This is a genomic window from Mycolicibacterium aichiense (assembly GCF_010726245.1).
Taxonomy (GTDB): domain Bacteria; phylum Actinomycetota; class Actinomycetes; order Mycobacteriales; family Mycobacteriaceae; genus Mycobacterium; species Mycobacterium aichiense.
This window is the reverse complement of sequence record NZ_AP022561.1, coordinates 603,982-630,361: the sequence shown is the minus strand read 5'-3', so window position 1 is coordinate 630,361 and position 26,380 is coordinate 603,982. Positions and strand designations below refer to the sequence as shown.

General features: G+C 66.2%; 27 protein-coding genes. 14 read left to right on the top strand and 13 right to left on the bottom strand.

Annotated features, from left to right (window positions below; genetic code table 11):
• Nucleotides 1–3: 3 nt before the first annotated feature.
• Complete coding sequence (locus tag G6N32_RS02995) at nucleotides 4–1,464, top strand: alpha,alpha-trehalose-phosphate synthase (UDP-forming) (RefSeq protein WP_115317427.1); 1,461 nt, start codon at nucleotides 4–6, stop codon at nucleotides 1,462–1,464.
• 14 nt (nucleotides 1,465–1,478) lie between these two features.
• Here G6N32_RS02995 and G6N32_RS02990 read toward each other — a convergent pair whose 3' ends face one another.
• Both G6N32_RS02990 and G6N32_RS02985 read right to left on the bottom strand, forming a co-directional pair.
• A complete protein-coding gene (locus G6N32_RS02990) occupies nucleotides 1,479–2,387 on the bottom strand; it encodes a 3-oxoacyl-ACP reductase (protein ID WP_115317428.1) in 909 nt (302 codons plus the stop codon).
• A 25-nt stretch (nucleotides 2,388–2,412) separates the two neighbouring features.
• Entirely contained in the window at nucleotides 2,413–2,604 is a 192-nt protein-coding gene (locus tag G6N32_RS02985) for a ferredoxin (protein ID WP_036346341.1), read from the bottom strand.
• A gap of 175 nt (nucleotides 2,605–2,779) precedes the next feature.
• Between G6N32_RS02985 and G6N32_RS02980 the strand changes: the two genes are divergently transcribed.
• Genes G6N32_RS02980 through G6N32_RS02965 form a run of 4 tightly spaced genes read left to right on the top strand, consistent with a single transcriptional unit; the run spans nucleotide 2,780 to nucleotide 7,305 of the window.
• Nucleotides 2,780–3,964, top strand: a complete 1,185-nt coding sequence (locus G6N32_RS02980; RefSeq protein WP_115317429.1) for an acyl-CoA dehydrogenase — start codon at nucleotides 2,780–2,782, stop codon at nucleotides 3,962–3,964.
• A 27-nt stretch (nucleotides 3,965–3,991) separates the two neighbouring features.
• Nucleotides 3,992–5,089: an acyl-CoA dehydrogenase family protein gene (locus tag G6N32_RS02975; RefSeq protein WP_115317430.1), complete on the top strand. Its 1,098-nt coding sequence runs from the start codon at nucleotides 3,992–3,994 to the stop codon at nucleotides 5,087–5,089.
• Complete coding sequence (fadD17, locus tag G6N32_RS02970; protein ID WP_232077458.1) at nucleotides 5,086–6,627, top strand: long-chain-fatty-acid--CoA ligase FadD17; 1,542 nt, start codon at nucleotides 5,086–5,088, stop codon at nucleotides 6,625–6,627. The genes G6N32_RS02975 and fadD17 overlap by 4 nt, the downstream gene beginning before the upstream one ends.
• Before the next feature lie 18 nt (nucleotides 6,628–6,645).
• On the top strand, nucleotides 6,646–7,305 hold the full coding sequence (locus G6N32_RS02965; RefSeq protein WP_115317431.1) for a cutinase family protein: 660 nt from the start codon (nucleotides 6,646–6,648) through the stop codon (nucleotides 7,303–7,305).
• Here the strand turns inward: G6N32_RS02965 and G6N32_RS02960 are convergent.
• Genes G6N32_RS02960 through G6N32_RS02945 form a run of 4 tightly spaced genes read right to left on the bottom strand, consistent with a single transcriptional unit; the run spans nucleotide 7,302 to nucleotide 12,499 of the window.
• Nucleotides 7,302–8,858 carry an acetolactate synthase large subunit gene (locus G6N32_RS02960; protein WP_115317432.1) on the bottom strand — a complete coding sequence of 519 codons (1,557 nt, stop codon included), beginning with the start codon at nucleotides 8,856–8,858 and terminating at the stop codon, nucleotides 7,302–7,304. The genes G6N32_RS02965 and G6N32_RS02960 overlap by 4 nt on opposite strands.
• Nucleotides 8,855–9,688 (bottom strand): amidohydrolase family protein, encoded by an 834-nt coding sequence (locus tag G6N32_RS02955; RefSeq protein WP_115317433.1) that lies wholly within the window; start codon nucleotides 9,686–9,688, stop codon nucleotides 8,855–8,857. The genes G6N32_RS02960 and G6N32_RS02955 overlap by 4 nt, the downstream gene beginning before the upstream one ends.
• A gap of 28 nt (nucleotides 9,689–9,716) precedes the next feature.
• On the bottom strand, nucleotides 9,717–10,847 hold the full coding sequence (locus G6N32_RS02950; protein ID WP_115317434.1) for an NAD(P)H-dependent flavin oxidoreductase: 1,131 nt from the start codon (nucleotides 10,845–10,847) through the stop codon (nucleotides 9,717–9,719).
• Nucleotides 10,847–12,499, bottom strand: a complete 1,653-nt coding sequence (locus G6N32_RS02945; RefSeq protein ID WP_115317435.1) for a medium/long-chain-fatty-acid--CoA/3-oxocholest-4-en-26-oate--CoA ligase — start codon at nucleotides 12,497–12,499, stop codon at nucleotides 10,847–10,849. The genes G6N32_RS02950 and G6N32_RS02945 overlap by 1 nt, the downstream gene beginning before the upstream one ends.
• 68 nt (nucleotides 12,500–12,567) lie before the next feature.
• Between G6N32_RS02945 and G6N32_RS02940 the strand changes: the two genes are divergently transcribed.
• Nucleotides 12,568–13,368, top strand: a complete 801-nt coding sequence (locus G6N32_RS02940; RefSeq protein WP_102807258.1) for a crotonase/enoyl-CoA hydratase family protein — start codon at nucleotides 12,568–12,570, stop codon at nucleotides 13,366–13,368.
• Here G6N32_RS02940 and G6N32_RS02935 read toward each other — a convergent pair.
• Nucleotides 13,355–14,047, bottom strand: coding sequence for a cutinase family protein (locus G6N32_RS02935; RefSeq protein ID WP_170310618.1), 693 nt, complete (start codon nucleotides 14,045–14,047; stop codon nucleotides 13,355–13,357). The genes G6N32_RS02940 and G6N32_RS02935 overlap by 14 nt on opposite strands.
• Before the next feature lie 236 nt (nucleotides 14,048–14,283).
• Nucleotides 14,284–15,495 (bottom strand): cytochrome P450, encoded by a 1,212-nt coding sequence (locus G6N32_RS02930; RefSeq protein ID WP_115317437.1) that lies wholly within the window; start codon nucleotides 15,493–15,495, stop codon nucleotides 14,284–14,286.
• Nucleotides 15,496–15,554: 59 nt separating this feature from the next.
• Here G6N32_RS02930 and G6N32_RS02925 point away from each other — a divergent pair, with 59 nt between their 5' ends.
• The gene (locus G6N32_RS02925; protein WP_197935801.1) at nucleotides 15,555–16,274 is read left to right on the top strand and encodes an acetoacetate decarboxylase family protein; all 720 of its coding nucleotides are present in this window, start codon (nucleotides 15,555–15,557) and stop codon (nucleotides 16,272–16,274) included.
• A gap of 55 nt (nucleotides 16,275–16,329) precedes the next feature.
• Here the strand turns inward: G6N32_RS02925 and G6N32_RS02920 are convergent, their stop codons facing one another.
• On the bottom strand, nucleotides 16,330–17,361 hold the full coding sequence (locus G6N32_RS02920) for an LLM class F420-dependent oxidoreductase (protein WP_115317438.1): 1,032 nt from the start codon (nucleotides 17,359–17,361) through the stop codon (nucleotides 16,330–16,332).
• A gap of 67 nt (nucleotides 17,362–17,428) precedes the next feature.
• Between G6N32_RS02920 and G6N32_RS02915 the strand changes: the two genes are divergently transcribed.
• From G6N32_RS02915 to G6N32_RS02895, 5 genes are read left to right on the top strand one after another with little or no spacing between them, the layout of a single operon-like run.
• Nucleotides 17,429–18,421, top strand: coding sequence for a Zn-ribbon domain-containing OB-fold protein (locus tag G6N32_RS02915; protein ID WP_172507213.1), 993 nt, complete (start codon nucleotides 17,429–17,431; stop codon nucleotides 18,419–18,421).
• Between the two features lie 13 nt (nucleotides 18,422–18,434).
• Complete coding sequence (locus G6N32_RS02910) at nucleotides 18,435–19,496, top strand: thiolase family protein (protein WP_115317439.1); 1,062 nt, start codon at nucleotides 18,435–18,437, stop codon at nucleotides 19,494–19,496.
• A 2-nt stretch (nucleotides 19,497–19,498) separates the two neighbouring features.
• Nucleotides 19,499–20,677, top strand: a complete 1,179-nt coding sequence (locus G6N32_RS02905; protein ID WP_115317440.1) for a thiolase family protein — start codon at nucleotides 19,499–19,501, stop codon at nucleotides 20,675–20,677.
• A gap of 5 nt (nucleotides 20,678–20,682) precedes the next feature.
• Complete coding sequence (locus G6N32_RS02900; protein ID WP_115318868.1) at nucleotides 20,683–21,564, top strand: TIGR03619 family F420-dependent LLM class oxidoreductase; 882 nt, start codon at nucleotides 20,683–20,685, stop codon at nucleotides 21,562–21,564.
• Nucleotides 21,561–21,962 (top strand): nuclear transport factor 2 family protein, encoded by a 402-nt coding sequence (locus G6N32_RS02895; RefSeq protein ID WP_115317441.1) that lies wholly within the window; start codon nucleotides 21,561–21,563, stop codon nucleotides 21,960–21,962. The genes G6N32_RS02900 and G6N32_RS02895 overlap by 4 nt, the downstream gene beginning before the upstream one ends.
• An 18-nt stretch (nucleotides 21,963–21,980) precedes the next feature.
• On the opposite strand, the gene G6N32_RS29080 is transcribed toward G6N32_RS02895, so the two are convergent.
• Together G6N32_RS29080 and G6N32_RS02890 are read right to left on the bottom strand one after the other, a co-directional pair.
• Entirely contained in the window at nucleotides 21,981–22,115 is a 135-nt protein-coding gene (locus G6N32_RS29080; protein ID WP_264028849.1) for a hypothetical protein, read from the bottom strand.
• 86 nt (nucleotides 22,116–22,201) lie between these two features.
• A complete protein-coding gene (locus G6N32_RS02890; RefSeq protein WP_115317442.1) occupies nucleotides 22,202–22,726 on the bottom strand; it encodes a gamma carbonic anhydrase family protein in 525 nt (174 codons plus the stop codon).
• A 120-nt stretch (nucleotides 22,727–22,846) separates the two neighbouring features.
• On the opposite strand from G6N32_RS02890, the gene G6N32_RS02885 reads away from it, so the two are divergent.
• Nucleotides 22,847–23,995 carry a 3-ketosteroid-9-alpha-monooxygenase, oxygenase component gene (locus G6N32_RS02885; protein ID WP_115317443.1) on the top strand — a complete coding sequence of 383 codons (1,149 nt, stop codon included), beginning with the start codon at nucleotides 22,847–22,849 and terminating at the stop codon, nucleotides 23,993–23,995.
• Nucleotides 23,996–23,997: 2 nt separating this feature from the next.
• The gene (locus tag G6N32_RS02880; protein ID WP_115317444.1) at nucleotides 23,998–24,459 is read left to right on the top strand and encodes a hypothetical protein; all 462 of its coding nucleotides are present in this window, start codon (nucleotides 23,998–24,000) and stop codon (nucleotides 24,457–24,459) included.
• Between the two features lies 1 nt (nucleotide 24,460).
• Here the strand turns inward: G6N32_RS02880 and G6N32_RS02875 are convergent, their stop codons facing one another.
• Both G6N32_RS02875 and G6N32_RS02870 read right to left on the bottom strand, forming a co-directional pair.
• Complete coding sequence (locus G6N32_RS02875; RefSeq protein WP_115317445.1) at nucleotides 24,461–25,597, bottom strand: sulfotransferase family protein; 1,137 nt, start codon at nucleotides 25,595–25,597, stop codon at nucleotides 24,461–24,463.
• The gene (locus G6N32_RS02870; RefSeq protein ID WP_102807268.1) at nucleotides 25,597–26,379 is read right to left on the bottom strand and encodes an SDR family oxidoreductase; all 783 of its coding nucleotides are present in this window, start codon (nucleotides 26,377–26,379) and stop codon (nucleotides 25,597–25,599) included. The genes G6N32_RS02875 and G6N32_RS02870 overlap by 1 nt, the downstream gene beginning before the upstream one ends.
• Between the last annotated feature and the right edge of the window lies 1 nt (nucleotide 26,380).

The following is a 26,380-nucleotide window of genomic DNA, read 5'->3' as shown; positions in this document are numbered from 1 at the left end:
CCGGTGGCCGGGGGCAAGGACGCCGCCCGCTCCGGAGATTCTGATTTCGTGGTGGTCGCCAACCGGCTGCCGATCGACATGGAGCGGCTGCCCGACGGCAGCGTGACGTGGAAGCGCAGCCCGGGCGGTCTGGTCACCGCGATGGAGCCATTGCTGCGTCGTCAGCGCGGCGCGTGGATCGGCTGGCCGGGCATCGTCGACGGGCCCGAGGAACCCATCGTCGAGGATGACATGCAGCTCGTCCCGGTGCGTCTGTCTGCCGAGGACGTCGCCGAGTATTACGAGGGTTTCTCCAACGCCACGCTGTGGCCGCTGTATCACGATGTGATCGTCAAGCCGATCTACCACCGCGAGTGGTGGGATCGTTATGTCGAGGTCAACCGGCGCTTCGCCGAGGCCACGTCGCGGGCCGCCGCCGAAGGCGCCACGGTGTGGGTTCAGGACTACCAGCTTCAACTGGTCCCCAAGATGCTGCGCACGCTGCGTCCCGATCTGACCATCGGGTTCTTCCTGCACATTCCGTTCCCGCCGGTGGAACTGTTCATGCAGATGCCGTGGCGCACCGAGATCATCGAAGGTCTGCTCGGCGCCGACCTCGTCGGATTCCACCTCCCCGGTGGCGCCCAGAATTTCCTGTTTCTGTCGCGAAGGCTGGTCGGCGCCAACACCTCTCGCGCATCGGTGGGAGTGCGGTCCCGATTCGGCGAAGTGCAGTTGGGCTTCCGCACGGTGAAGGTCGGCGCCTTTCCCATCTCGATCGATTCCGCCGACCTGGACAGCAAGGCCCGTAACCGCGACGTCCGCAAGCGGGCGAAGGAACTGCGCGCCGAGCTCGGCAACCCGCGCAAGATCCTGCTCGGCGTGGATCGGCTGGACTACACCAAGGGCATCGACGTTCGCCTCAAAGCGTTCTCCGAGCTGCTCGCGGAGGGCCGCGCGAAGCGCGACGACACCGTTCTCGTGCAACTGGCCACCCCCAGCCGCGAGCGGGTGGAGAGTTACCGGGTGCTGCGCAACGAGATCGAGCAGCAGGTCGGCCACATCAACGGCGAATACGGCGAAGTCGGCCACCCGGTCGTGCACTACATCCATCGGCCGGTACCGCGCGAGGAATTGATCGCGTTCTTCGTGGCGTCCGATGTCATGTTGGTGACGCCGCTGCGCGACGGCATGAACCTGGTCGCCAAAGAGTACGTCGCTTGCCGCAGCGATCTCGGAGGCGCCCTGGTCTTGAGTGAATTCACCGGCGCCGCAGCGGAACTCCGTCAGGCTTACCTGACCAACCCACACGATCTCGAGGGCGTCAAGGACACCATCGAAGCCGCGCTCAACCAGACCGCCGAGGAGGGCCGGCGGCGGATGCGGGCACTACGACGCCAGGTGCTGGCCCACGACGTCGATCGTTGGGCCCGGTCCTTCCTCGACGCGCTGGCCGGCAAACCCGTCACCGGTGAGGCCGAGTAGTCCGGTCAGGCCGATCAGTCGCGCAGCAGGCCCATCACGCCGAACGTGCGCTCCGGGTCGCGGTCAGCAAAGTAGGCCCCCATGGCGGCGCCCAGCGTTGTCGGATCCCACGCGGAGCCGTCGGCATCGAACTGCTGCTCGGTGGTCGGTGCGGCCACCAACGCGACCGACGGGCCGTAGACGACGAACACCTGTCCGTTGACCTTGTCCGAGGCCGGCGAGGCCAAGAAACGTACGAGCGTGACCACATGTTCGGGCGACAGCGGATCGACCTCACCGTCGGCAAGATCAGGAGCCTCGCCGAACACGTCGGCGGTCATCGCGGTGCGCGCCCGGGGAGCGATCGCGTTGGCCCGCACACCGTAGCGCCCGAGTGCGCGGGACGCCGTCAGCGTCAGCGCCGTGATACCGGCCTTGGCGGCACCGTAGTTGGCCTGGCCGATCGGTCCGGACAGCCCGGCTTCCGACGTGGTGTTGATGATCCGGCCGTAAACCGAGCCACCATTCTCCTTGGCCTGGTTGCGCCAGTACGTTGCCGCGTTGCGGGTCAGCAGGAAGTGCCCGCGCAGGTGCACCGCGATGACCGCGTCCCAGTCCTCGTCGGACATGTTGAACAGCATGCGGTCCCGGGTGATGCCGGCGTTGTTCACGACGATGCTCAGCCCACCGAGGGAGTCGGCGCAGGAGACCAGCTCATCGGCCGTCGAGCGCTGGCTGATGTCGCCGGCCACCGCGACGCCCTTGGAGCCTGCGGCACTGATCTCATCGAGCACATCGGATTCGTCGAGGGCCTTGGCCATGTCATTGACGACGACCGTCGCGCCGGAGCGGGCCAGCCCGATGGCCTCGGCGCGGCCGAGGCCCGAGGCTGCGCCGGTCACCACGGCGACGCGTCCGGTCAGATCGGTGGCGTCGCCGGTCACTTCTGCAGTCAACTTACTAATACCTCTAGTCTTTGCGGGTCAGTGCGGCGCGAGGGCATTCGGCGATGGACTGCTCGGCCAGCGCCTCCTGGTCGGCGGGGATCGGATCCTTGGTCACGATCACGTAGTCCTCGTCGTCCAGTTCGAACAGGTCTGGCGCGATTCCCACACAGACAGCGTTACCTTCACAACGATCACGGTCGACTTCGACTCGCATGACAACCTCCTTGGCTGACAGACCCCGACGCCCGGGCGTTCGCAGCACCACGATACGACCAGAACGATCCATATCCCGGCCTAACGGGCGCTGGACCACAAGACTAGAACGTGTTACAACCAGGAGTGTCGGCGGGTCGTCGACAGCTTGCAACTTTCAGCGGAGGATCGAGTCGATGCGGATCAGTTACACCCCCGAACAAGAGGAGCTGCGGCGCGAGCTGCGCTCGTACTTCGGCAAGCTGATGACGCCGGAACGCCTGGAAGCATTGACGTCGACCTCGGGCGGCGAGATCGGCACCGGCAACATCTACCGCGAGACCGTTTCCCAGATGGGTAAGGACGGCTGGCTCACGCTGAACTGGCCCGAGGAGTACGGCGGTCAGAACCGCGACCCGATGGATTCCCTGATCTTCACCGACGAAGCGGCCATCGCCGGCGCGCCGGTGCCGTTCCTGACGATCAACAGCGTCGCGCCCACGATCATGGCGTTCGGCACCGAGGAGCAGAAGAAGTTCTACCTGCCGAAGATCGCCTCGGGTGATCTGCACTTCGCGATCGGCTACTCCGAGCCCGGCGCAGGCACCGACCTGGCGGCGTTGCGCACCACCGCGGTGCGCGACGGCGACGACTACGTGGTCAACGGCCAGAAGATGTGGACCAGCCTGATCCAGTACGCCGACTACGTCTGGCTGGCGGTGCGCACCAACCCCGAGGCGAAGAAGCACCGCGGCATCTCGGTGCTGATCGTGCCGACCACCGCCGACGGTTTCTCCTGGACCCCGGTGCACACGATGGCCGGCGTCGGCACCAGCGCCACCTATTACCAGGATGTCCGCGTGCCGGTGAGCAGCCGGGTGGGCGAGGAGAACGGCGGCTGGAAGCTGGTCACCAATCAGCTCAACCACGAGCGGGTCGCACTGGTGTCGGCCCAGCCGATCTTCCTGGCGCTCAACCAGGTTCGGGAGTGGGCACAGAACACCAAGGACGCCCACGGCAACCGCCTCATCGATTCCGAATGGGTTCAGCTCAACCTCGCGCGGGTGCTGGCCAAGGGCGAGTACCTCAAGCTGATCAACTGGGAGCTGGCATCCGCCAAGAGCGGGACGTTGAGCCCCGCCGATGCGTCTGCGGCCAAGGTCTTCGGTACCGAACTGGCCACCGAGGCCTACCGGTTGCTGATGGAGATCCTCGGCCCCTCAGCCACCCTGCGCCAAGATTCGCCCGGCGCCCTGCTCCGCGGCCGGATCGAGCGGATGCACCGCGCGGCCCTGATCCTCACCTTCGGTGGCGGTACCAACGAGATCCAGCGCGACATCATCGGCATGGTCGCCCTGGGCCTGCCCCGAGTCAACCGCTGACACGACCCGAGAAGACTTAGGACCAACATGGATTTCACCAGAACAGAAGCAGCACAAGATCTTTCGGGTCTCGTCGGCACCATCGTCGATGCCGTCTGCACCCCGCAGCACCAGCGTGAGCTGGACAGCCTCGAGCAGCGCTTCGACACCGAACTGTGGCGCAAGCTGATCGACGCGGACATCCTGTCCACCGCCGCACCGGAGTCGGTGGGCGGCGCGGGGTTCGGCGTGCTGGAGCAGACGGCGATCCTGGCGGCGCTGGGCCGTCAGCTTGCCGCGGTGCCCTACCTGGAGTCGGTCGTCCTCGGCGCAGGAGCTCTCGGCCGGGTCGGAACACCGGAACTGCGCGAGCAGTGGGCAGCCCCGGCGGTGGCCGGCGAGAAAATCCTGACCGTCGCCCTCGACGGCGAATTCGGCCAGGGGCCCGTGCAGGCCGCCGCCACCGGTGGCGGGTTCCGGCTGACCGGCACCCGTACCCAGGTCCCGTTCGGTCCGGTCGCCGACGCGTTCCTGGTTCCCGCTGAAACCGATTCCGGCACAAAGGTCTTCCTGGTGGCCAAGGACGACGCCGGAGTGTCGGTGACGTCGCTGCTCACCACCGGTCTGAACAGCTCGGGTGAGCTCGACCTCGCCGGCGTCGAGGTCGGCGCCGACCGGGTCGTCGGTGACGCCGAGGTGCTCGCGTGGTTGTCCACCCACAAGACGTTGGGGTACACCGCCTTCCAGCTCGGCGTGTTGGAGCGCGCGCTGGAGTTGACGGCCGAGTATGCCCGGACCCGCGAACAGTTCGACCGGCCGATCGGCAGCTTCCAGGCGGTCTCCGCCCGGCTTGCCGACGACTACATCGACATCAAGGGCCTCGGGCTGGCGCTGGTGCAGGCCTCCTGGCGTCTATCGGAGGACCTGCCTGCCGACCCCGAAGTGGCCACCGCCGCGTTCTGGGCTGCCGAGGCGGGACACCGGGTCGCCCACACCACCGTGCACGTCCATGGTGGCGTCGGGATCGATGTCGATCATCAGGTGCATCGTTACTTCCTCACTGCCAAGCAGATCGAGTTCGCGCTGGGCGGTGCGACCGCGCAGCTGCGACAGATCGGCCGTGAGCTGGCCGACACGCCGGCTTGACCGGATCGCTGAGCCAGCCGACCGTCACCGACCTGCTGGAGCGGCTGGCTGACGTCGACGATCGCGGCATCCACGCCGACGACGGCTCGTATTCGACCTGGCGCCAACATATTCAGGACGCCGCGGACCTTGCTGCGGCGTGCACGGCGCGGCTCGATCCGGCCAAGCCCCCGCACGTCGGCGTGCTGCTGGGCAACACGCCGTTCTTCTCGTCGCTGCTGGTGGCGGCCGCGATGGCCGGACTGGTCCCGGTCGGACTGAACCCCACCCGCCGCGGTGAGGCACTGGCGCGGGACATCGCGACCGCCGACTGTCAGCTGGTCCTCGCCGATGGGGACGGGGTAGGTCCGCAGACCTACGGCGCCGGCTTCGCACCGGAGGGTATGGCCGTCATCGACGTCGGTTCGCCGGAGTGGGCCGATGAGCTCGCCCGGTTCCGCGGATCCCCGGTCTCGTTCGCGCCCAGGGCGTTCGACGATCTGTTCATGCTGATCTTCACCTCGGGCACCAGCGGCGACCCCAAGGCGGTGCGGTGCACCCACGAGAAGGTGGCCGTCCCGGGTGTGATGCTGTCCGAACGATTCGGCCTCGGACCCGCCGACACCTGCTACCTGTCGATGCCGTTGTTCCACTCCAACGCGGTGATGGCGGGCTGGGCTGTCGCGGTGGCGGCGGGAGCCTCGATTGCGTTGCGCCGCAAGTTCTCCGCTTCCCAGTTCATCCCGGATGCGCGTCGGTTCAACGCGACCTACGCGAATTACGTCGGTAAACCGATGTCCTACATCCTGGCCACCCCGGCGCGCCCCGACGATGCCGACAACCCGCTGCGGATCGTCTACGGCAACGAAGCCGCGCCACGCGACATCGACCGGTTCGCCAAGCGTTTCGGAGTGACGGTGGTCGACGGATTCGGATCCACCGAGGGCGGCGTCAACATCGCCCGTACCCCGGACACCCCCGAGGGCGCGCTGGGCCCGCTGCCCGAGGGTCTGGAGATCGTCGATGTCGACACCGGCGAGCCGTGCCCGCCCGGGGTCATCGGCGAACTGGTGAACCTCACCGGGCCGGGCAACTTCCGCGGCTACTACAACGCGCCGGACGCCGAGTCGGAGCGCATGACGGGCGGGGTTTACCACAGCGGCGATCTGGCCTACCGCGACGACGCCGGCTACGTGCACTTCGCGGGCCGGCTGGGCGACTGGATGCGGGTCGACGGCGAGAACCTGGGCACCGCGCCGATCGAGCGGGTGCTGATGCGCTATCCCGACGTGACCGAGGCGGCGGTGTACGCCATCCCCGACCCCGCGGTCGGTGACCGGGTGATGGCCGCGCTGGTCATGCCCGAGGACGCGACGTTCGATGTGGACAAATTCCGGGAGTTCCTGACCGCCCAAGCCGATCTCGGACCCAAGCAGTGGCCGTCATTCGTGCGGGTCAGCACGTCTTTGCCGCGCACCGAGACGTTCAAGATCATCAAGCGCAGGCTGTCGGCGCAGGCACTCGAGTGCGACGACCCGGTGTTTGAGATACCGCGCTGACCGGGAACCGTTCCGGGAATGAAGTGTGTCAACCTCGCTGTCGCGCTGATCGCGGCCGCCGGGGGCCTCGTGGTTTCGCCGGTCTCGCACGCCGCGGCGTGTCCTGACGTCCAGGTGGTCTTCGCGCGTGGAACCACCGAAGCGCCGGGCATCGGGCGAACCGGGCAGGCATTCGTCGACGCACTGCGAGACGAGCTCGGCACGAAGACCGTTGACGTGTCCGCGGTGGACTATCCGGCCAGCACCGACTTCCCCACGGGCGTCCAAGGTGTGGTGGACGGCAGCACGCAGGTTGCCACCGTGGCCGCGAACTGTCCGAACACCAAGCTCGTGCTGGGCGGCTACTCCCAGGGCGCGGCCGTGGTCGGTTTCGTCACCGCGGACGCGATACCCGGCGGCTACACCATCCCACCCGGCACGCCCCTACCGTTGCCGGGCGGGGTCGCCGACCACGTCGCCGCGGTCGCGCTGTTCGGCAAACCGTCGCCGAAGTTCATGGCCGCGATCGGCCAACCGTCGGTTCCGATCGGCCCTGCCTACGTCGGCAAGACGATCGACCTGTGTGCCGGCGGCGACCCGATCTGCTCACTGGAGGGCGGCAACAGCGCCGCGCACTCGATGTATGCCCGCAACGGCATGGTCGCGCAGGCGGCGGACTTCGTGGCCAAGCGGCTCTAGCCGGTGATCGACGGCATGACCGCCTCGATCAGGTGGGGGCCCGGCTCGTCGAAAGCCCACCGCAGCGCGTCGGCGAATTCCTCGGCGGTGCCGACCCGGCGAGCCGGAACCCCCATACCTTTGGAGATGCGAACGAAATCCAATGTCGGACTGGTCAAGTCGAGGAGTGACTCCGCTTTGGGACCCGGCCGCTGCCCCGCCGCCTCGGCACCGACCCGCTGCAGCTCGATGCGAAGGATGTCGTAGGCGCGATTGGCGTAGACGACGGTCGTGACGTCGAGCTGTTCGCGGGCTTGGGTCCACAATGCCGAGATTGTGTACATCGCCGATCCGTCGGACTCCAGACAGACCACCGGGCGATCCGGTGCGGCGACGGCGGCACCGACCGACACCGGCAGCGCATAGCCGATCGCGCCTCCGGTGAGAGTCAGCCAGTCGTGCGCCGGGGCACCGGACGTCGCTTGCGCCAGAAGGACTCCCGACGTGTTCGACTCGTCGACGACGATGGCGCGCTCGGGCAGCAGCGCGCCGATCACGTCGGCTGAGGTCATGACGTTGAGCGGACCGCTCGGCAGCGCCGGCCGCGACAGTTCGGCGGTGGCGGCGGTCTCGGCCGGCGCGATCCGGTCGGCGAGCGCGCTCAGTGCGGCCCTGGCGCCGACCGGCCCGGCCAACGTGTGGACCGCACAGCCCTCGGACACCAGGTCACTCGGCTTGCCGGGATAGGCGAAGAACGACACCGGGTGCGGCGCGCCCGCCAGCACCAGATGTCGGGCCCCGGCGAGCTGGGCGGTCGCCGCTTCGGCGAAGTAGGCGAGCCGTTCGACAGCAGGCAGACCGGCCCCGCGCTCCAGGCGCGTCGGGAACGTCTCGCACAACACCTGCGATCCGCACGCCTGGGCGAGTCTGACCGCCGCAGACAGGCCGTCGGCCCCGGTGGCGTCACCACCGACCATGATCACCGTCGGCTCACCCGAGCGTAGCGCCGACTCGATCTGCTCGGCCTCGTGAAGGACCGCGGCCGGCTGTGCCGCAACCTCTTTCACGCCTGATGCGCCCTCATCCCACGAGACATCCGCGGGCAGGATCAGTGTGGCGATGTGCCGGTGGGCGCGCGCGGATGCGATGGCCGCCGCGGTATCGGCGGCTACGTCGGCGACCGCCATGGTTCGGTGCACCCAGCCCGACACGGTCTTGGCCACCGAATCGATGTCGGACTCCAGCGGCGCGTCGTATTTCTTGTGATAGGTGGCGTGGTCACCGACGACCACGACCGCTGGGACATGCGCCCGTCGTGCGTTGTGCAGGTTGGCCAGGCCGTTGCCCAGGCCCGGGCCCAGGTGCAGCAAGACCGCGGCGGGCTCGTCGGCGATGCGGGCGTATCCGTCGGCGGCGCCGGTGGCGACGCCTTCGAAAAGGGTTAACACACCGCGCATCTGCGGCACGGTGTCCAACGCGGCGACGAAGTGCATCTCCGATGTACCGGGGTTGGCGAAGCACACCCGCACACCGTGGTCGACCAGGGTTGAGATCAGTGCCTGTGCGCCGTTCATGCGGCGAGATTCCCGATCTTGGCGAAAACCCGCGCGGCGTTGTCGTGCAGATACGCTGAGCAGGACGATTCGGGCAGCTCGAGTTCGTCGAGGCCGTCCAGCGCGTGAGCGTGCCCGATCATCGGATAGTTGGTGCCGAACAACACTTTCCGCGCGCCGGTGCCTGTCTTCATAAAGGTCACGAGCTCCTTCGGTAAGCGCCGGGAGGTGTAGGCCGAGGTATCGATGTAGACATTCTCGTGCTTGCGGCAGACCGCGACCATCTCCTCGGTCCAGGGATACCCGACGTGTCCGCAGACGATGGTGAGTTCGGGGAAGTCCAGGGCTATCTCATCGATGTAAGGAATCGGCCGCCCCGTTTCCGAGGGACGCAATGGACCGGTGTGGCCCACCTGGGTACAGAACGGCACGCCGAGTTCGACGCATTCGGCGAACAGTGGGTAATAGCGACGATCCGTCGGCGGTGCGCCCCATAGCCACGGCACCACTCGCAGGCCCACGAAACCCTCGTCCCGCACCCGTCGGCGTAGTTCGCGGACCGCGGTCATCGGTCGGTCGAGATCCACGGCGGCCAGCCCCGCGAACCGCGTCGGATGCCGGCGAACCCACTCGGCGACCTCGTCGTTGGACACCAGGTCCTGGCCGTGGGGGCCGCGCCAGGCGCTCAACAGGCCGATGTCGACACCGGCAACGTCCATCGATTCAAGAGTCGACTCGATGGGCAGTTCGCCCTCGGGAATCTGCCCGCCGGTCCAGCGGCGCAGCGACGCAAGGAACTCGCTGGCCAGAAACCGCGCAGTGGGATGCTGCATCCACACGTCGATCGTCATCGCGTTCGACTGTAGACGCGCACCCGGCTCAGCTGTCGCGGATCGTGTCCAGTTTCCGGGTCGCCGACTCGAAGCCCGTGACCAGTTCGGCGATGATGTCGGCGACCGGACGGATCTCGTTCATCCGGCCCACGATCTGACCGACCGGCATCGCGACGGTGGTCGGATCCGCCGACGCGCTCATCCGCTGATGCGCCTCGCTGACGAGGACGTTCTGCAGCGGCATCGGCAGCGGGTCGGGTGCGCCCTCGGCGTCCCAGGCGTCGGTCCACCGGCTCTTGAGCAGCCGGGCTGGCTTGCCGGAGTAGATCCGCCGGCGCACGGTGTCGGCGGACGTCGCCCCCAGCAGCGCCTGCTGGATCACCGACGGTCCCTCGCCGCTGCGCACGCCGAGGTCGTACTCCTCGGCGGTCAGGAACGCCGATCCCATCCAAACACCCTGTGCGCCAAGAGCCAGCGCCGCCGCCACCTGCCTGCCGGTGCCGATTCCGCCGGCGGCGAGCACGGCAGTTTGAGGCGAAACCGCGGCTAATTCTTCCACGATCTCCGGCCACAGCACCATCGAGCCGATCTCGCCGGTGTGTCCACCCGCCTCGTGCCCCTGTGCGATGACGATGTCGACACCGTTGTCGGCATGGCGTTGCGCGTGCTTGGCCGAACCGGCCAGGGCCGCCACCGGAACGCCGGCGGCGTGTGCTTCGTCGATGACGTCCTTGGGCGGCGATCCCAGCGCGTTGGCGATCAGCTTGATCGGATGCCGCAGCGCAACCTCGACGTGACTGCGCGCGATGGAGTGCAGCCAGCCCAGGGTCCCCTGGCTACGAGCGGCGTCGTCGGGAAGTGGCGGCACACCGAGGTCGGCCAGCGTCTTGGCGACGAAGTCCCGATGCGCCTCGGGCACCAGCTTGTCGATGTCCACAGCGGTGCCTTCGGTGGGCACCTTCGCCGGCATCACCACGTCGACGCCGTACGGTTTGCCGTCGGTATTGGCGTCCATCCATTGCAGGACGGCTTCGAGGTCGTCGGGGTCGTTGAACCGCACGCACCCCAGGACTCCCATGCCGCCGGCCCGGGTGACCGCGGCGGCCACTTTCTCCGACGGGGTGAAGACGAATATCGGGTATTGGATGCCGAAGCGATCGCAGAGCTCGGTGTGCATCAGCTCGCGGCTCCCGCGTGCTTGGCGTGAACCTCGTCGGCCGGGCGAAGCTCGGTCTGATCCTTGGCCCACTTGTAGTCCGGCTTGCCGGCCGGGGAACGCTTGACCTCGTCGACGATCCACAGGCTGCGCGGCACCTTGTAGCCGGCAATCTCCTTGCGCACGAACACATCCAGATCGGCCAGCGACGGGCGGGCTCCCTTGCGCGGAGCGACGACGGCGGCGACATGGTTGCCGAAGCGCGGGTCGGGCACACCGACCACCAGGGCGTCGAAAACATCCGGATGGCCCTTGAGCGCGGCCTCTACCTCTTCGGGGTAGATCTTTTCGCCGCCGCTGTTGATCGACACCGAGCCGCGGCCCAGCATCGTCACCGAGCCGTCCGCCTCGACCTCGGCATAGTCGCCGGGGATCGCGTAGCGCACGCCGTTGTAGGTCTTGAACGTCTCGGCAGTCTTCTTCTCGTCCTTGTAGTAGCCGACCGGGATGTTGCCCTTCTTGGCGATAACGCCTCGCACGCCGGATCCGGGCTTGACCTCGTTGCCGTCCTCGTCGAGCACGACGGTCCGATGGTCGATGGTGACCCGCGGACCACCGTTGTGGTGCTCACCCTTGGCCACGATGCTGGTGCCACCGAAGCCGGTCTCCGAGGAACCGATCGAATCGGTGATGACCCGGTTGGGCAACAGTTCGAGCAGCTTCTCCTTGAGGCTGGTCGAGAACAGCGCTGCGGTGCTGGCCAGCAGGAACAGCGACGAGAGGTCGTATTCCCGGCCGCTGTCCAGGGCGGCCTGCAGCGCATCGAGCAACGGCCGCGCCATGGCGTCCCCGGTGAAGAACAGCAGGTTCACCTTGTGCTCGTGGATGGTGCGCCACACTTCGTCGGCGTCGAATTCCGGTGCCAGCACTGTGGTTTGGCCCGAGAAGATGGACATCCAGGTCGCCGACTGGGTGGCGCCGTGAATCATCGGCGGGATCGCATAGCGCACCATCGGCGGGTTCTCCCCGGCCGCCCGGGACAGGTCGTATTCGTCCTTGACGAACTCACCGGTGGCAAAGTCGGTGCCGCCGAACAGAACTCGATAGATGTCCTCGTGGCGCCACATCACGCCCTTGGGGAAGCCGGTGGTCCCACCGGTGTAGAGCAGGTAGATGTCATCCTCGCTGCGCTCACCGAAGTCCCGCTCCGGCGAGCTCTCCGCGATGCCCTGGTAGAACTCGACGCCGCCGTAGCGCTGGTAGTCGAGGTCGGAACCGTCTTCGACCACCAGGATCGTCTTGACGTTCGGCGTCTCGGGCAGCACGTTGGCGACCCGGTCGGCGTACTGCCGTTCGTGCACCAGCGCGACCATGTCGGAGTTCTCGAACAGGTACCGCAGTTCGCCCTCGACATAGCGGAAGTTGACGTTGACCAGGATTGCGCCCGCCTTGATGGTGCCCAGCATCGCGATGACGATCTCGATGCGGTTGCGGCAGTACAACCCGACCTTGTCGTCTTTCTTGACGCCATGGTCGAGGAGGTAGTGCGCGAAGCGGTTCGCCTTCTCCTCCAACTCCGCGAAGGTGATTTTGTCGTCACCACAAATGAAGGCGACGCGGTCTGGCACGGCGTCGATGGCGTGCTCGGCTAGATCAGCTATGTTCAGGGCCACGGACCCAAATTAGAACGTGTTACATTTCCTGACAAGTCTGTGGCAGTGACGCTGGAAGGCAGGTACCCGTGAGCGAGTCCGAAAAAAGCCCCGACGCCCTCATTGAGCAGCGCGGACACACTCTCATCGTCACGCTGAACCGGCCCGAGGCTCGCAACGCACTTTCCACCGAGATGCTCTCGATCATGGTGGAGGCTTGGGACCGCGTCGACAACGATCCGGAGATCCGCACCTGCATCCTGACGGGCGCCGGCGGCTACTTCTGCGCGGGCATGGACCTCAAGGGCGCAACCAAGGCCCCTCCCGGTGATTCGTTCAAGAGCGGCGCCTTCGATCCGACGAAGATCGAGGGTCTGCTGAAGGGCCGCAGGCTCACCAAGCCGCTGATCGCGGCCGTCGAAGGCCCCGCCATCGCGGGCGGCACCGAGATCCTTCAGGGCACCGACATCCGGGTTGCCGGCGAGAGTGCGAAGTTCGGCATCTCCGAGGCCAAGTGGAGCCTGTACCCGATGGGTGGCTCGGCTGTGCGTCTGCCGCGGCAGATCCCGTACACCATCGCCTGCGACCTGCTGCTCACCGGCAGGCACATCACCGCCGCGGAGGCGCTGTCCTACGGGCTGATCGGGTACGTGGTGCCCGACGGCACGGCGCTGGACAAGGCCCTGGAGATCGCCGAGGTCATCAACAACAACGGCCCACTCGCCGTGCAGGCGATCCTCAAGACCATCCGCGAGGCCGAGGGCATGCACGAACTCGACGCGTTCAAGCCCGACACCGCCAACGGCATCCCGGTGTTCCTGTCCGACGACGCCAAGGAAGGCCCGCTGGCCTTCAAGGAGAAGCGGGCCCCTCAGTTCAAGATGCGTTAGTGGCCGCCGGCCCCGTCGCCGCGGCCACCCTGTCTGCGGCGAAAGTGGCTGCCTGAGCGGTCATCCCGTTCACTGCATAGGCCTGATGTGCGCCGTTGTCACCGCCGGTCGGCGAGCAGATGGGGTCTTCGGGGACACATTGGTCGATTGTCTTGGCCGCATAGAGACTGCCCACCGTGATGGGCGGTGCGGTGCGGTCGACCATGTTCAGGAACCCGTTGGACGGCTTGCCGAACAATGCGACAGCGGCGACGTGCTTGGCGATCTCCGGCGCCATGGGGCCGGTGATGCCGTTGGGCGGGATGTATCCGTCCGGGATCTTGTCGGCGGTGACGTAACCGGCCACGGCCGCACCCTGCGAATAGCCGCCCAGCACCATCTTGGTGCCCGGGCACCGATTCGCCATGTCGCGGACCCGGTTGCTGGCGTCGATCACCCCGTCCGCGGCGGCCGGAAAGTTCAGTGAGGCAGGGTAATTGACCGCGTATATATCGACGGACTTCCCGGCCAGCTTCGGCTGGGCCCTGAGCTCGTCGACGAACGCCTGGCCGATGCCTCCGACACCAGGCGGCTCGAACGTGCCGCGGGCGAAGATCACTTCGACGTCGGGACATCCCTCGTCCGCCGACGCGACCGGGAGTCCGGTCGGCCCGGTCGCCAGCGTCGCGGTGGTCAGCATCGCGGCGACACAGAAACGCCGCAGGTAATGGGAATGGTGAGATTCGGTAGCACTCATGTCGCCCCACAGCTAGTAACGGTGTTGCCCCGGCTCGGCAAGCAGCACCGCTTGCCGCGAGGTGGGGTCGTGGTTCCCAAAAGTGGAAATGCTCAAACACCCGCGAACCCGGCGAACGTCAGCCTGGCGTCACGCTGGACGCCGCGCGTGACTCAGGTGTGACAGTCGGCGGCGGGCGCCTACGCCAGCACCGGCCGCGACGGGGTGAACACCACCGGCATCTCCTCGAGGCCGCTGACGAAGTTGGCCGGCCGCAGCGGCAGCGCGGACTCGTCGGCCAGCCGCAGGTCCGGCAGACGTTCGAGAACCTTGCGCACCATGGTGCTCAACTCCAGGCGGGCCAGCTGATTACCGAGGCAGAAGTGGGTTCCGAAGCCGAAGGCCAAATGGCTGTTCGGATTCCGGTCGATGCGGAAATTCTCCGGATCGCCGAACACCGATTCGTCGAAGTTGGCGGCTTCGAACATCAAGAGCATCTTCTCGCCCTCGCGCAGCTGCGTGCCGTGGAAGTCCACATCGCGCATGGCGGTACGGGCCATGTTCTTCACCGGCGAGGTCCAGCGCAGCATCTCCTCGATGGCGCCCGGAATCAGGCTCGGGTCCGCGACCAGGCGCTGCCACTGATCCCGATGGCGCACAAGCTGTTCGGTGCCGCCCGACAACGTATGCCGGGTGGTCTCGTCGCCGCCGATGAGAATCAGCAGCGTCTCGAAGATGATCTCGTCGTCCGCCATGCGCTGGCCTTCGACCTCGGAGTTCACCAGGATCGAGAACAGATCGTCGGTCGGCTCCGCCCGGCGTTTGGCGATGGTCTCGGTGGCGTACGCGGAATAGCCGGCGAACGCATCCATCACCGCCTGCAGCGTTTCGGCATCGGCCGCCGAGTTCAACCCGCAGACCAGGTCGTCGGACCATTTCAACAGCGTCGAGCGTTCCTCGGGCAGCACACCGAGCATGTCGCCGATCACGGCCATCGGCAGCGGCGCCGCGATGTCGCGGACGAAGTCGCACTCCCCCCGCTCACACACCGCGTCGATCAAGGTGTCGCACAACGTGTCGATCCCGGCGACCTTGTCCATCACCCGCTTACGGGTGAAGCCCGCGTTGACGAGCTTGCGCCGCAACAGATGTCCGGGATCGTCCATGTCGATCATGTAGGGCATGCCCGGGTTGTCGGGCCGGATGCCGCCGGTGTTGGAGAAGGTCTCGGGATCGCGCTCGGCGTCGATGACGGCCTGGTAAGTCGTCGCGGCGGCGAGACCGTTGCGGTCGCGAAACACCGGCTCGTTGGCCCGCATCCAGCGATACGCGTCGCGTGCCGCACCGTCGGCGTAGAAATTGCCGTCCGTCAGATCAACATTCGGCTTGGCCGGCGCCAGAGTGCCTGTCATTCCGTTCCCTCCACTACTTTTCGTTCACGCTGGATGTCAAAGCGGTTTACAGTGACCGCATGTCTGATTCGCAGCACACGATCGCCGGCACGGTGCTCACCATGCCGGTACGGGTTCGCAAGGCCGACGTCCACACGGCTATGTTCTCGGTTCCGGCCGATGCCGCGCAGCGACTTGTCGATTACAGCGGACTGAAGGTCTGCGAGTTCCGCCCCGGCCGCGCGGTGGTCAACCTGATGCTGGCCCGCTACATCGACGGCGACCTGGGCAAGTACAACGAGTTCGGAACTTGCGTGATGGTCAATCCGCCGGGCTCGAATGCCCGGGGGCTCAAGGCACTCGGCGATGCCGCGGCGTTCATCCACCACCTGCCCGTTGACCAGTCCTTCACACTGGAGGCCGGCCGCACCATCTGGGGCTTCCCCAAGATCATGGCCGACTTCAACGTGCGCGAGGCCAACCCGTTCACCTTCGACGTCAGTGAGAACGGATCGCTGATCGCCGGAATCGAGTTCCGCCGAGGTCTGCCGATCCCGTCGCTGCGCCCGCGCACCCAGGTGCTCAAGACCTACACCTTCGCCGACGGCACCACTCGCGAGGTGCCCTGGGAGATGAAGAATTCCGGTGTCCGCTTCCGGCCGGGCGGCGCCACGCTGCGACTCGGCGACCACCCGTACGCCAAGGAGCTGGCAACGCTGGGGCTGCCGAAGCGCGCGATAGTGTCGGGCTCGGTCGCGCACGTCGACATGACGTTCGGCGACGCCCACGTGCTGAGCTGAGCCGAGCGTCATCCGGTCAATGTAAAGCCCCGACTAGACAACTCGCAAGAAGTGTCTACAACAGGGCCGCGGCCTCGTGGATCTGTTCGGGCGTCCGCGCGCCGATGACCATCATCGTCACCCCGGCGGCTTCCCACGCGACGATCTGTTTGCGCACGTAATCGATGTCGCCCACGATCGCCGAGTCGTCGACGAGTTCGTCCGGAACGGCCTTGGCCGCGTCGTCCTTACGGTCGCTGCGGAACAGTCGGGTGACCTCGTCGACGACCTCGGAGTAGCCCATCCGCCGGTAGACGTCGGCGTGGAAGTTGGTGTCCTCTGCACCCATTCCGCCCATGTAGAGCGCCAGGTGCGGCTTGATCAGGTCCATGATCGAGGCCCGGTCGTCGGTGACGACCACCTGCGCGGTCGCGCAGATCTCGAAGTCTTCGCGGCTGCGGCGCGCGCCCGGACGGGCGAAGCCTTCGTCGAGCCACTCGTTGTACATCGGCGCCAGCCGCGGCGAGTAGAAGATCGGCAGCCATCCGTCGCAGATCTCGGCAGCCAGCGCGACGTTCTTCGGGCCTTCGGCACCCAGCATGATCGGGATGTCGGCCCGCAGCGGGTGCACGATTGGCTTGAGCGGCTTGCCCAACCCGGTGGTGCCCTCACCGGACAACGGCAGCGGGTAGTGCGGACCGGCGCTGGTGACCGGCGCTTCACGCGCCCAGACCTGCCGGATGATGTCGATGTACTCGCGGGTGCGCGCCAACGGCTTCGGGAACTTCTGCCCGTACCAGCCCTCGACGACCTGGGGTCCGGAGACACCCAGCCCCAGGATGTGCCGGCCCCCGGAAAGATGGTCCAGCGTCAGCGATGCCATCGCACACGCGGTCGGGGTCCGCGCCGACAGTTGCACCACCGAGGTGCCCAGCCGCATCCGGGTGGTCTCTCGGCCCCACCACGCCAACGGGGTGAACGCGTCCGAGCCCCACGCCTCGGCGGTGAACACGGTGTCGAACCCGGCCTCCTCGGCCACGGCCACCAGCTCCGCATGGTTTGTCGGGGGTTGTGCGCTCCAGTATCCGAGTTGCAGACCCAGCTTCATCGGTGCCGCCTTTCTGGCCGGGACACGGTCCTTGCCACGATTCTTAGAACCTGTTCTACTCGATGATGTGACCACCAGCCAAAGCAGCCCGGTGCAGATCGACGCGCATCAGAAGCCCCTTTCGGCACCGCTGAAGCTGTCATTCGACTACACCCGTTCAGTCGGACCACTCCTCGGCCAGTTCTTCACCGCATTGCGTGAGCGACGCATCCTCGGTGTCCGCGGCTCGGACGGGCGAGTGCTCGTACCACCCGCTGAGTATGACCCGGTGACTTACGCGCCGTTGACGGAGGTGGTGCCGGTCGCCGGCGTCGGGACCGTCGAGTCGTGGACCTGGCAGTCCCACCCGCTGGAGGGCCAGCCACTGGACAAGCCGTTCGCCTGGGCGTTGATCAAGCTCGACGGCGCGGACACGACCTTGCTGCACGCGGTCGCCGCGGATTCGCCCGACGCGATCAGCACGGGCACGCGGGTCCACGCGCACTGGATCGACGAGCCCGTCGGCGCGATCACCGATATCGCGTACTTCGCGCTCGGTGACACCGAAGAGTCCGTGGAGCCGTCCTCCGACGACCGCGAGCCGGTGACCATCCTGGTGTCTCCGAGCAGCATCGAAATCCAGCACACCGCATCGCTTCCGGAGAGCGCTTTCCTGCGCGGGCTGGAAGACGGCAAGCTGCTTGGCGCCCGTACCGGCAGCGAGGGCAAGGTCTATTTCCCGCCGAAGGAGGCCGACCCGGCCACCGGCCTCGAGCTGGACAACTTCGTCGAGCTGCCGGACAAGGGCACGGTGACGACGTTCGCCATCATCAACATCCCGTTCGCCGGGCAGCGCATCAAGCCGCCGTACGTCGCGGCCTACGTGTTGCTCGACGGCGCCGACATCCCGTTCCTGCACCTGATTCAGGAGATCGAGGTCGCTGACGTGCGGATGGGCATGCGAGTTCAGGCGGTGTGGAAGCCCCGCGAGGAGTGGGGTCTGGGCATCGACAACATCGAATACTTCAAACCGACCGGCGAACCCGACGCCGACTACGACACCTACAAGCACCACCTCTAAAGGGACTCGCCACATGACTTTTCGCGATGTAGCGGTCGTCGGCTTCGCGCATGCTCCGCATGTCCGGCGCACCAACGGCACCACCAACGGCGTCGAGATGCTGATGCCGTGCTTCAAATCGCTCTACGACGAGCTCGGCCTTAAGCAGACCGACATCGGCTTCTGGTGCTCCGGTTCGTCGGATTATCTTGCCGGCCGCGCATTTTCGTTCATCTCGGCGATCGACTCGATCGGTGCAGTGCCGCCGATCAACGAATCGCACGTCGAGATGGACGCCGCCTGGGCGCTGTACGAGGCCTACATCAAGATTCTCACCGGCGAGGTCGAGACCGCGCTGGTGTACGGCTTCGGCAAGTCCTCGGCGGGCACGCTGCGCCGGGTACTCGCACTGCAGACCGACCCGTACACCGTCGCGCCGTTGTGGCCCGATTCGGTGTCGATGGCAGGCCTGCAGGCACGGTTCGGCCTGGACTCCGGCAAGTGGACCGAAGAGCAGATGGCTCAGGTCGCTCTCGACGCGTTCGCCGCGGGCGGCCGCACCGACAACGTGGCACCGACCGGATCCATCAGTGAACTGCTGGCTGAGCCATACTTCGCCGATCCGTTGCGGCGCCATGACATCGCTCCGATCACCGACGGCGCGTCGGCCATCGTCCTGGCGGCCGGCGACAAGGCCCGCGAACTGCGCGAGAACCCGGCGTGGATCACCGGTTTCGAGCACCGCATCGAAACACCGGTGCTGGGCGCACGCGACCTGACCACCTCGCCGTCGACCGCCGCGTCGGCCAAGGCGGCCACCGGCGGAGACACCAGCTCCATCGAGATCGCAGAGCTGTACGCGCCCTTCAGCCACCAACAGCTGATCCTGACCGAGGCGATCGGCCTGCCGGAGTCGACGAAGATCAACCCGTCGGGCGGCGCGTTGGCCGCCAACCCGATGTTCTCGGCCGGCCTCGAGCGGATCGGGTTCGCAGCCCAGCACATCTTCGATGGCTCGGCGGGACGCGTCCTGGCCCATGCCACCAGCGGCCCTGCGCTGCAACAGAATCTGGTCGCCGTGCTGGAGGGGAAGTAGTCATGGCCAAGAAGCTCGCCGCAGTTCTCGGAACGGGACAGACGAAGTACGTCGCCAAGCGCAAAGACGTCTCGATGAACGGTCTGGTTCGCGAGGCGATCGACCGGGCGCTGGAGGACTCGGGGTCGACCTTCGACGACATCGACGCCGTCGTCGTCGGCAAGGCTCCCGACTTCTTCGAGGGCGTCATGATGCCCGAGCTGTTCATGGCTGACGCCGTGGGCGCCACCGGCAAGCCGCTGATCCGCGTGCACACCGCGGGTTCGGTGGGCGGGTCGACGGCCATCGTCGCCGCCAGCTTGGTGCAGTCGGGCAAGTACAAGCGCGTGCTGACCATGGCATGGGAGAAGCAGTCCGAGTCGAATGCCATGTGGGCGTTGAGCATTCCGGTGCCGTTCACCAAGCCCGTCGGCGCGGGCGCTGGTGGCTACTTCGCTCCGCACGTGCGGGCCTACATCCGCCGCTCCGGCGCGCCGCTGAACATCGGCGCGATCGTCGCGGTCAAGGACCGGCACAACGGCGCCAAAAACCCACTGGCACACCTGCATCAGCCCGACATCACCGTCGAGAAGGTGATGGAGTCCCCGATGCTGTGGGATCCCATCCGCTACGACGAGACCTGCCCGTCCTCGGACGGCGCGGCGGCGATGGTGATCGGTGACGAGGAAGCCGCCGACGCCCGGGTTGCCGACGGGCATCCCGTCGCCTGGGTGCACGCGACCGCGCTGCGCACCGAGCCACTGGCCTATGCCGGCCGCGACCAGGTCAATCCGCAGGCCAGCCGTGATGCGGCTGCCGCTCTGTGGAAGGCGGCGGGGATCACCAGCCCGATCGACGAGATCGACGTGGCCGAAGTGTACGTGCCGTTCTCCTGGTACGAGCCGATGTGGCTGGAAAGCCTGGGCTTCGCGCCTGAAGGCGGCGGCTGGAAGCTCACCGAGGCCGGCGAGACGGCGATCGGCGGCAAGATCCCGTTCAATCCTTCCGGTGGGGTGCTGAGCTCCAATCCCATTGGTGCGTCAGGCATGATCCGGTTCGCCGAGTCGGCGATCCAGGTGATGGGCAAGGCCGGCGCGCACCAGGTCGAGGGTGCCCGCAAGGCGTTGGGCCACGCGTACGGCGGTGGCGCGCAGTACTACTCGATGTGGGTGGTCAGCTCGGATAAGCCTGCCGCGAAATGACGCGCATGCAGTACACGGTCAGCATCGCGTTCAGCCCGCTGGACCAGCTCATCGAAATCGCCAAGGCGGCAGAGGATCTCGGCTTCGACAACATCGCGCTGCCGGACTCGATCTTCTACTTCGAGAAGCAGTCCGTCGACTATCCCTACACCGCCGACGGCAAGCGGATGTTCGACGAGCACTCGCCCTGGGTCGACCCGTTGATCCTCGCGGGCGCATTGGGAGCGGTGACCTCCAAGCTGCGTTTCTACACCAACGTGATGAAGCTCGGCTCGCGCAACCCGCTGCTGCTGGCCCGGCAGGTCGGTTCCGTGGCGAACCTGACCAACAACCGCTTCGGCTTCGGCGTCGGGATCGGTTGGGCACCTGAGGAATTCGAATGGTGCGGGGTGCCGTATGCCAAGCGCGGCAAGCGCGTCGACGAGATGATCGACGTCATCAAGCTGGTACTCGCCGGCGGCATGGTCGAGCACCACGGCGAGTTCTACGATTTCGACCGGCTGCAGATGAGCCCGGCGCCGTCGGTGCCGGTGCCGTTCTACGTCGGCGGTCACACCGATGTGGCGCTCAAGCGTGCGGTCCGGATCGGCGACGGCTGGACCAGCGCGATGATGACCTGCGACGAGCTGGCCGAAACGATCTCCACGCTCAAGAAACTGCTGGCCGAGGCCGGTCGCGCCGACGACCCCTTCGAGTACCAGGCGGTCTGCATCGACAAATTCGGCGTCGACGGTCACCGCGATCTGGTCAAGGCGGGCGTCACCGACTACATCGGGATCCCGTGGGTGTTCGAGGGGTTGCCCTTCGACGCGCCGGTCGATAAGAAAATCGACTCGATGAAGCGGTTCGCCGAGACGTACATCCACTCGGGCTGGCAAGACCGATGAGCTCGCCTGCCCACGAGGCGGGACGGCGATCCCGCGAGGCGGCCATGGCTCGGGACAAGCAGGCGTGGCTTGCGGTGTTCGCCGACGATGCGATCGTCGAAGATCCCATCGGGCCATCGCATTTCGACCCCGAGGGCAAGGGCCACCGCGGCAAGGAAGCGATCGCGAAGTTCTACGACATGGCGATCGCGCCCAGCGTGCTGACGTTCAACTTCGAAAAGACATATCAGTGCGGCAACGAGGAAGCCAACGTCGGCCACATCGTGATCGAGTCCAGCGGCTACCGGGTGATCGCCGAGGGCGTCTTCACCTATCGCGTCGACGATGACGGCAAGATCGTCGCGCTGCGCGCGTATTGGGAACTGGACAAAGCGACCGCCAGCGCACAGAAGATCTAGGCGGTCACAACTCGAGTCCTACGCGGCGGGGGCGGTCACGTCGACGTAAGCCGTGGGCCATTGCGCTGGTGCCGGTGCGGCCAACGAACAGGCCGCGCACACGGCTGCTCCGATGGTGGGATAGCCACACGCCGGGCAGATATCGAGTGCCATCCTCAGTCCTCCACACGCTTCGCCTTGTCAGGTAGCCGGGACATACCCTGCGCCGAAATCTGCCAAACGCCTCGGAGACGGGGATCTCAGACTTCTTCGAAGCCCGTCAGATAGCGCTGCGCCAGATCTTGGTACGCCTTGGGGTTGATGTTCACCCACACCTCGGCCCGGGTTCCGGCAATCGGACCCTTGACCTTCGCCGGTGATCCGGTGACCAGTACCTCGTCCGGGATGTGGGTGCCGCCGACCACCAGTGAATGCGCAGCGATCATGCTGCGGGCGCCGATCACCGCGCCGTCGAGGACTGTGCAGTGATTGGCGATCAGCGCCTCGGCCCCGACGTGCACTCCGTGGATGGTGCACATGTGGGCAATCGTCGCCCCGGGACCGATGTCCACCGGGATGCCGGGCGGGGCGTGCAGCACCGAGCCGTCCTGCACATTGGCGCCCTCCCGGATCACGATCGGCGCGTAGTCTCCCCGCAATACCGTGTTGAACCACACCGATGCGCCGGCCTCCACGGTCACGTCCCCGATGAGCACCGCGGTGGGCGCAACGAATGCGGTCGGATCCACCCGCGGTGAACGCCCTTCGAACGAATACATCGGCATCGTCCAGATATACCGCACTTCAGATGGGTAATCCGCAGCTAGTACTGCTCTCATTGCGCGATGAGTCGGAAAAACTGTAACGTGTTCTAGTTAGAACCTACGAGTTGGAGGGGCGCGAGGGTGACAAGCGGCATTCGCGAGATCGACACTGGAACCCTGCCGGACCGGTACGCCCGGGGCTGGCACTGCCTGGGCCCGGTCACTGACTACACCGACGGCAAGCCCCACCCGATCAACGCGTTCGGGACCAAACTGGTGGTTTTCGCCGATTCCAACAACGATGTGCACGTCCTGGACGCCTACTGCCGGCACCTCGGCGGTGACCTGTCGCAGGGCACCGTCAAGGACGACGCCCTGGCCTGCCCGTTCCACGACTGGCGCTGGGGCGGCGACGGTCGTTGCCGCCTGGTCCCCTACGCCAAGCGGACCCCGCGACTGGCCCGCACCCGATCCTGGGAGACCGACGTACGAAGCGGCCTGTTGTTCGTCTGGCACGACCACGAGGGCAACCCACCGCAGCCCGAGGTCCGGATCCCGGAGATCCCCGAGTACTCCGGCGGGGAGTGGACCGAATGGAAGTGGAACTCGATGCTGATCGAGGGCTCCAACTGCCGCGAGATCGTCGACAACGTCACCGACATGGCGCACTTCTTCTACATCCACTTCGGATTGCCGACGTACTTCAAGAACGTCTTCGAGGGCCACATCGCGTCGCAGTACCTGCACAACGTCGGCAGGCCCGACGTCACGCTCGGCGGCTCCGCCTACACCGAGTCACACCTGGATTCCGAGGCGTCGTACTTCGGCCCGTCGTTCATGATCAACTGGCTGCACAACAACTACGGCGGCTTCAAGGCCGAGTCGATCCTGATCAACTGCCACTACCCGGTGACGCAGGACTCGTTCATGCTGCAGTGGGGCGTGATTGTCGAGAAGCCCAAGGGCATGGACGACGCCATGAGCGACAAGCTGTCGGATGCCATGGTCGTCGGCGTCAGCAAGGGCTTCCTGCAGGACGTCGAGATCTGGAAGCACAAGACCCGCATCGACAATCCGCTGCTCGTCGAAGAAGACGGCGCCGTCTACCAGATGCGCCGTTGGTATCAGCAGTTCTACGTCGATGTCGCCGACGTGACGCCCGACATGACCGACCGCTTCGAGCTCGAAGTGGATACCGCCCCGGCCAACGAAAAGTGGCAGGTCGAGGTTCAGGAGAACCTCAAGAAGCAGGCCGAAGCCGATTCTGAAGGACAGCCGACTCAGGTGTGACTATGACCCCCGAGGATCCACCGCCCGACGTCGACGATCTGGCGCGGTCCATGCTCGAGCTTCTCGGCGTGCACGAGCACGACGAGCCGCACGAGCACAGCGACGATGCGTCCGGATCATGGTCCAAGGCACCAGGTTTCGCCGCGGACCCGCAGCGGTTGGCTGCTGTCCAGGAGGCGACCCGGCAAGACCGGGAACGGTACCTGTCGGCCGGCCTGGTCGAGATCGACTGCCGGTTCTGCCACATCGCCGTGAAGGTCAAGAAGCTCGGAGCCGCCCACACCGCGGTGCAGTGGAGCAGCGAAGCACAACAGCGGTGCGCCTACTTCGCCGAGATCCGGGAAGCGGGCGGCAGCAGCGCCCGTACCCGGTCCTGCCCGAAGTTGTCCGACAGCATCAGACATGCTGTGGCAGAGGGATGTCTGGAGGAGTACTCCAGCGCACCCGCCCCCGGCGACGGCTGAGTTACAGCCCTTTGAAGCGCTCCTTGACCTGTTCCTCGGTCAGCCCGTAGTCGGCCAGCGAGTAGGTGTGCTTGGGCGCCCGCGGGCCCTGCTTGCTTTCCTCGTCCGTCCGCTGGATCGCCGCGCGGGCTTCGTCGGTCAGCTCGATACCGAAGTGTGAGTAGATCTTTTCCACGGTATTGATCGGTTCACGGATGAGCTCGAAGTAGTCGACATCGTAGAACTGCGCCGGATTGTGCTTGGCGCGTTCGGTGTTGAACAACTCCAGCCCGCGCGACCAGGTCTCCAGTGAGTCGGCGCCGATGACTTCGCCGGTGAACGTGTTCGACCAGCCCTCGGTGGTGTGCTGGGCCAGCGAGCACATCGAGGCCATGATCGTCTCGGCCGGGCGGTGGCACTGCAGGATCAGCGCATCCGGGTAGACGGCGAACACCGCGTCCAGGGCGAACAGATGGCTGGGATTCTTGAGAACCCAACGCTTCTCGGGATCGTTCAGTCCGATCAGCTGCAGATTCTTGCGATGCCGCGCGTACGACTTGGTCCAGTCCTGTCGCGCAAGCCATTGCGCATAGGTGGGCACGTGCGCGAGCGTCTCGTAGGACACCGAATGCACGGACTGGCGCAACAGCTGCCAGCATTCCTCCACCTCGTCGGCGGTCATGTAGTGCAGGCCCGTGTAATCCGGGTTCTCCTCATGAGCCTTGGTGAACTGCGCGTCGATCTGCTGGAAGACCGGGTTGTCCTTCCAGGATTCCCGCGGCGGCCGGGGTTGCGGGAACTCTGCGAGCCACAACTCCAGCCCCTGGTGCCGCGGATCCCCGCACAGCAGCCGGTGCAACGCGGTGGTGCCGGTGCGCGGCAGTCCGGTGACGAAGATGGGACGTTCGATCGGCACGTCGACGTGCTCCGGATACTGCTTGAAGGCAGCCTCGGAAACAAGCCTGGCCACCAACGCATTTCGCACGAAGAACCGGTGCATCTTGCTGCCGAGCTCGGTCAGGTCCGCATCGTTGCGAAACGACTCGAGCAGCACGCTCAGCGCTTCTTGATAGTTGTCGTCGTCGACGCCGAAGTCGTCCATACCGGAGGCTTTGACCGCCGAGGCCTTCAGACTTTCAACGGTGAGAAAGTCGCTCATCAGTTGTGATACTCCCCGCAGTTGACGTCCAGCGTCTGGCCGGTGATCCCGTTGGACAGATCGCTGGCCATGAACAGGATCGCCGAGGCCACTTCGTCCTCCGTGGGCAGCCGCTTGAGATCGCTGTTGACCGCGGCGGCCTTGTAGATCTCATCGACGGTCGTGCCGTACTTGCCGGCCTGGTGCTCGAAATAGCCCTGCAGCGTGCCGCCCCAGATATAACCGGGCAGAACGGAATTCACGCGGATGCCCTGGGGCCCGAGTTCACTGGCCAGGGACTGGGACATCGACAGCAGCGCCGCTTTGGCCAGCTTGTAGGCACCCTGCTTGGGGTCTGAGTGCCGCAGCACCATCGAGTTGACGTTGACCACCGAGCCCTTGGCCTCGACCAGAGCCGGGGTGAATCCCTGGATCAGCCGCAGCGCGCCGAGCACCGTGAGCTCCACGGTCTCGCGGATGTGGTCGAAAGAGGTGTTGGCGAAGGGCTTCATCGACGGCACCTTGAACGCGTTGTTGATCAACACGTCGACCTTGCCGTAGGCGGCCAGGGTCTCCTTGACCAGGTTGTCGACCTGGGCCTCATCGGTGATGTCGGTGCCCACCGACAGTGCGCGGCGGCCGAGGTCGGTGACCTGCTTGGCCACATCGTCCAGACGCCCGACCGTCCGCGCCGCCAACACCAGGTCGGCGCCTTCCTCGGCACATCGGCGCGCCAGCGTGGTGCCCAGCGCGGGACCGACGCCACTGATCACGACGACCTTGTTCTCAAGCAAGCCGGCCATG

Excerpts from the sequence above, each read along its gene's own strand:
- G6N32_RS02985 (WP_036346341.1), bottom strand. The coding sequence starts at position 2,604 with ATGCGAGTCGAAGTCGACCGTGATCGTTGTGAAGGTAACGCTGTCTGT.
- G6N32_RS02980 (WP_115317429.1), top strand. The coding sequence starts at position 2,780 with ATGCGGATCAGTTACACCCCCGAACAAGAGGAGCTGCGGCGCGAGCTG.
- G6N32_RS02975 (WP_115317430.1), top strand. The coding sequence starts at position 3,992 with ATGGATTTCACCAGAACAGAAGCAGCACAAGATCTTTCGGGTCTCGTC.
- G6N32_RS02965 (WP_115317431.1), top strand. The coding sequence starts at position 6,646 with ATGAAGTGTGTCAACCTCGCTGTCGCGCTGATCGCGGCCGCCGGGGGC.
- G6N32_RS02960 (WP_115317432.1), bottom strand. The coding sequence starts at position 8,858 with ATGAACGGCGCACAGGCACTGATCTCAACCCTGGTCGACCACGGTGTG.
- G6N32_RS02955 (WP_115317433.1), bottom strand. The coding sequence starts at position 9,688 with ATGACGATCGACGTGTGGATGCAGCATCCCACTGCGCGGTTTCTGGCC.
- G6N32_RS02950 (WP_115317434.1), bottom strand. The coding sequence starts at position 10,847 with ATGCACACCGAGCTCTGCGATCGCTTCGGCATCCAATACCCGATATTC.
- G6N32_RS02935 (WP_170310618.1), bottom strand. The coding sequence starts at position 14,047 with ATGCTGACCACCGCGACGCTGGCGACCGGGCCGACCGGACTCCCGGTC.
- G6N32_RS02930 (WP_115317437.1), bottom strand. The coding sequence starts at position 15,495 with ATGACAGGCACTCTGGCGCCGGCCAAGCCGAATGTTGATCTGACGGAC.
- G6N32_RS02925 (WP_197935801.1), top strand. The coding sequence starts at position 15,555 with ATGTCTGATTCGCAGCACACGATCGCCGGCACGGTGCTCACCATGCCG.
- G6N32_RS02920 (WP_115317438.1), bottom strand. The coding sequence starts at position 17,361 with ATGAAGCTGGGTCTGCAACTCGGATACTGGAGCGCACAACCCCCGACA.
- G6N32_RS02910 (WP_115317439.1), top strand. The coding sequence starts at position 18,435 with ATGACTTTTCGCGATGTAGCGGTCGTCGGCTTCGCGCATGCTCCGCAT.
- G6N32_RS02905 (WP_115317440.1), top strand. The coding sequence starts at position 19,499 with ATGGCCAAGAAGCTCGCCGCAGTTCTCGGAACGGGACAGACGAAGTAC.
- G6N32_RS02900 (WP_115318868.1), top strand. The coding sequence starts at position 20,683 with ATGCAGTACACGGTCAGCATCGCGTTCAGCCCGCTGGACCAGCTCATC.
- G6N32_RS02895 (WP_115317441.1), top strand. The coding sequence starts at position 21,561 with ATGAGCTCGCCTGCCCACGAGGCGGGACGGCGATCCCGCGAGGCGGCC.
- G6N32_RS29080 (WP_264028849.1), bottom strand. The coding sequence starts at position 22,115 with ATGGCACTCGATATCTGCCCGGCGTGTGGCTATCCCACCATCGGAGCA.
- G6N32_RS02890 (WP_115317442.1), bottom strand. The coding sequence starts at position 22,726 with ATGCCGATGTATTCGTTCGAAGGGCGTTCACCGCGGGTGGATCCGACC.
- G6N32_RS02880 (WP_115317444.1), top strand. The coding sequence starts at position 23,998 with ATGACCCCCGAGGATCCACCGCCCGACGTCGACGATCTGGCGCGGTCC.
- G6N32_RS02875 (WP_115317445.1), bottom strand. The coding sequence starts at position 25,597 with ATGAGCGACTTTCTCACCGTTGAAAGTCTGAAGGCCTCGGCGGTCAAA.
- G6N32_RS02870 (WP_102807268.1), bottom strand. The coding sequence starts at position 26,379 with ATGGCCGGCTTGCTTGAGAACAAGGTCGTCGTGATCAGTGGCGTCGGT.